Below are 2,937 nucleotides of genomic sequence, written 5' to 3' on the forward strand. Positions count from 1 at the left end.
TTTACGTGACAAGGTTTGGCATGGTCTCAAGGAAACTTATGAGGATCTTAGTAAAATACAAAATTCCGATGAGTCTTTATATGATAAATTTAAACATGGTATCGATGCAGCGTATAAAGATGTGAATAAAATAAAAGACACTATAGATGATGAAATCGCATCTGCTTTTGAAAAATCTGGATTAGGTGTCCCCTATTACTTAAAAAAGGGAATGAGCGACGCTATAGGTGATGAATTATTAGGACTTGCAGATGCAGCTATCCATCCAATTGACACATTTAATAACACGATTGAAGCCGTTTCTCACCCAGTCGAGACGTTCAATACGATAAAACAAACAATTTCTGATTCTTGGAATCGTGATGTTACCAATGGTGACTCGTATAGTGGTGCAGAATGGTATGGAAGCGCAGCTGGTCATACTATATTGGCTGTTGGACAACTATTCGTAGGAACAAAAGGCGTGGATAAAATTGCAATGTTGAACCCTGGCACAAAATTAGCTGAGATTTCACGAACTGCTAATCAAAGCTTGCAAGACGCTGCATCCTTATTCAATCGTAATCACAATGAGTTTGCTTTCGCTGGCGGAAATAATATACGCTCTGCATTTGATACACCTGATTTTAGAAAAGCTGAAGAAAAACTATCGACTCATCAGTTTGCTAAAGACGAGGCTGGTTCTAGCGGAAATAATCCTGTTAATGAAAGTCATACTTCATCACTCTCTACTAGCGAAATTATATCTAGTTTACAAGAAACTGAGAATTTCCGGTCAAACTCACTCAAACATATCCTTGAAGGAGAGATAAACCGGAGAGGCGAAGCAACCGGATACCACTCAGAGTTTTTAGAGAATACTCACGGAAGAATAATTCCTGGCACAGATCGTAACATTAATGATTATGGGGCATACAAAGCCCAAGTGGAAGTGGATGGGATTCCTAAGGCGGTGAATGGTGGCTATTCTACTTTTTTCCCTAAAGATTGGCATCCACAACAAATCGTAGACAATATAAACGAGGCATACAGCAATAAAATTCACATGGGTGGTAATACTAATATCTATGATGGAGTAGGGATAGACGGCCTACCTATTCGTTTGTTTTTAGATGGTAATGGTAAAATTATTTCTGCATTTCCAAGACAAGGTCGATAATTTAATTTTTAAGGGAGAAAATAATATGGATTACAAATTTGAGTTACTTAGTACAGGAAGTTTAGTTATTAGACTACCAAAGGAATTCGATATTTTAGAAGCTTTTTTAAATGTAGAGGTATCTGAATTCGGTGATTGGATAGCAGAAACTGTAGATAAAGTTTTAAATGAAAAAAGTGATTATGAAAAAATAAGTGCGAATATTTTTGGGGCAGATGTTCGAAGAGATAAAACTGTTATATTTAATAAGTATGATGAAGATGAAATCGAAATCCCTCTTGAAATAGAAACTATTACATTAAGAAATCTAATAGATATTTGGTTAAATGAATACACAAAATTGAAAACCGAAAAAAATAACAATTAAATGATGTTACATACAGCACGAAAAAGGCCGCCTATAATAAGGGGCCCTTTTCGTTAAATTAACGCACATTCACATACGTATCAATAGCCGTAATATAGAAAACTTGCCCATGACTATTATGCACTTTATATTGATACGAATCATTTACACTTATCTTCGCATCAATTATAAATCCTAATCCTGCATCTACAGAACCAGCCACATCTTTATCCTGCCAAGATGGAGCATCATAGAAACGTAGATTGTTAACTTTTGAGACAACACGCTTTCCAACAATAGAAGAATCTACTGTACTTTTCTTATTAAACTTCACATAAGATGGATCGTTCTTAATCCACTGATTTCCACCAAGATTTAACCACCCGTCTTTTTCAGCCCACACAATATAAGATTCTGGTTTGTTCAACTGACGAATCTTAGAATAGCTTGTGCCAGGTCCTTTACGTAAATTAACGTTATAACCTTCAATATAAGCAATCCCATCTGTTACGGATGTTGGTACTTCCGCTGGTTTAGATGGCTTATCAGGAACAGAAACATCCACACTAGAATTATTGTATACTCGTTGTACATCTGCTCTAAATTGAGCTTCTGAAACGCCATGAGACTTTAAGTAATCAATTGGATCTTCATGATCTGTACCACCAAGGTAATGTGTTACATCGCTATGCGTCCATAATCCTTTTTCTACAGATATCTTGTTATCTTTTAAAATTTTTGCTAAAAGTTTTACATACTTTTCATAAGAACGCTTGAATTTTGTATAGTCCGCTGTTTCGCATAACTCAACATGTACAAATCGTTTGTTAGCAGCAGGACCGCCGCCATAAGCAATGTATTTTGTATCAGCAATTTGGATTGTTTCGTCCCAATCGACTGCATAGTGAACAAATGCATTTCTCCATGTTCGAGACTCATATTTTTGAATGTTAATAGCTGGAGCTTCTGGAGTCGCTGTAGAATGTGCTACAACGCCCTCATAAGCACCTACACCATAACGGTATGGTTGTTTCGGTAAATCAGGAATAATAAGCGTTCTATCAGCAAAAGAAACAGCAAGTACTAGAATCATAAGGAACGAGGTAATATGTTTCATTGTCTTTTTCATTTAGCATCAACATCCTTTTTTATAATTTTTGTGTGGTCAAATAATCCACTTGCTGACAGTCCAATGATGATTCCTTGAAATACATTTGTTTTGATATCTCCGCCCAAAAATAAAACGCCTAGCACAATGCCAAGCGTTAAATTCAATAACGGAACATATTTTGTTTGTAATCCAATTATTTTTACGATCTGCGAAAGACCAACCACAATTCCAATCATTACAGTAATTTCAAACATTACATACCACCTCGGACATATCCATCCGTTGTTAAATAGAAAGTTCGTCCATCTTTAACTTTACCCA

The 2,937-nt window shown here is 35.9% G+C and carries 4 protein-coding genes; 2 read left to right on the forward strand and 2 right to left on the reverse strand.

The window, feature by feature from the left end:
* Both CQ064_RS32895 and CQ064_RS32900 read left to right on the forward strand, forming a co-directional pair.
* The coding region (locus CQ064_RS32895; protein ID WP_105559745.1) for an EndoU domain-containing protein at positions 1–1,159 on the forward strand (1,159 nt) is incomplete at its 5' end.
* A 25-nt stretch (positions 1,160–1,184) separates the two neighbouring features.
* Positions 1,185–1,526: a hypothetical protein gene (locus CQ064_RS32900; RefSeq protein WP_000384715.1), complete on the forward strand. Its 342-nt coding sequence runs from the start codon at positions 1,185–1,187 to the stop codon at positions 1,524–1,526.
* Between the two features lie 58 nt (positions 1,527–1,584).
* Here CQ064_RS32900 and CQ064_RS32905 read toward each other — a convergent pair whose 3' ends face one another.
* Both CQ064_RS32905 and CQ064_RS32910 read right to left on the reverse strand, forming a co-directional pair.
* Positions 1,585–2,634, reverse strand: coding sequence for an N-acetylmuramoyl-L-alanine amidase (locus CQ064_RS32905; protein WP_000753400.1), 1,050 nt, complete (start codon positions 2,632–2,634; stop codon positions 1,585–1,587).
* Complete coding sequence (locus CQ064_RS32910) at positions 2,631–2,870, reverse strand: hypothetical protein (RefSeq protein ID WP_000461733.1); 240 nt, start codon at positions 2,868–2,870, stop codon at positions 2,631–2,633. Before CQ064_RS32910 ends, CQ064_RS32905 begins: the two co-directional genes overlap by 4 nt.
* Positions 2,871–2,937: the final 67 nt, after the last annotated feature.

It is taken from the genome of Bacillus sp. MYb78, assembly GCF_002975115.1.
In the GTDB taxonomy this organism is placed as follows: domain Bacteria; phylum Bacillota; class Bacilli; order Bacillales; family Bacillaceae_G; genus Bacillus_A; species Bacillus_A cereus.

Coding starts and splice junctions, on each gene's coding strand:
- CQ064_RS32910 (WP_000461733.1), bottom strand. CDS start 2,870: ATGTTTGAAATTACTGTAATGATTGGAATTGTGGTTGGTCTTTCGCAG.
- CQ064_RS32900 (WP_000384715.1), top strand. CDS start 1,185: ATGGATTACAAATTTGAGTTACTTAGTACAGGAAGTTTAGTTATTAGA.
- CQ064_RS32905 (WP_000753400.1), bottom strand. CDS start 2,634: ATGAAAAAGACAATGAAACATATTACCTCGTTCCTTATGATTCTAGTA.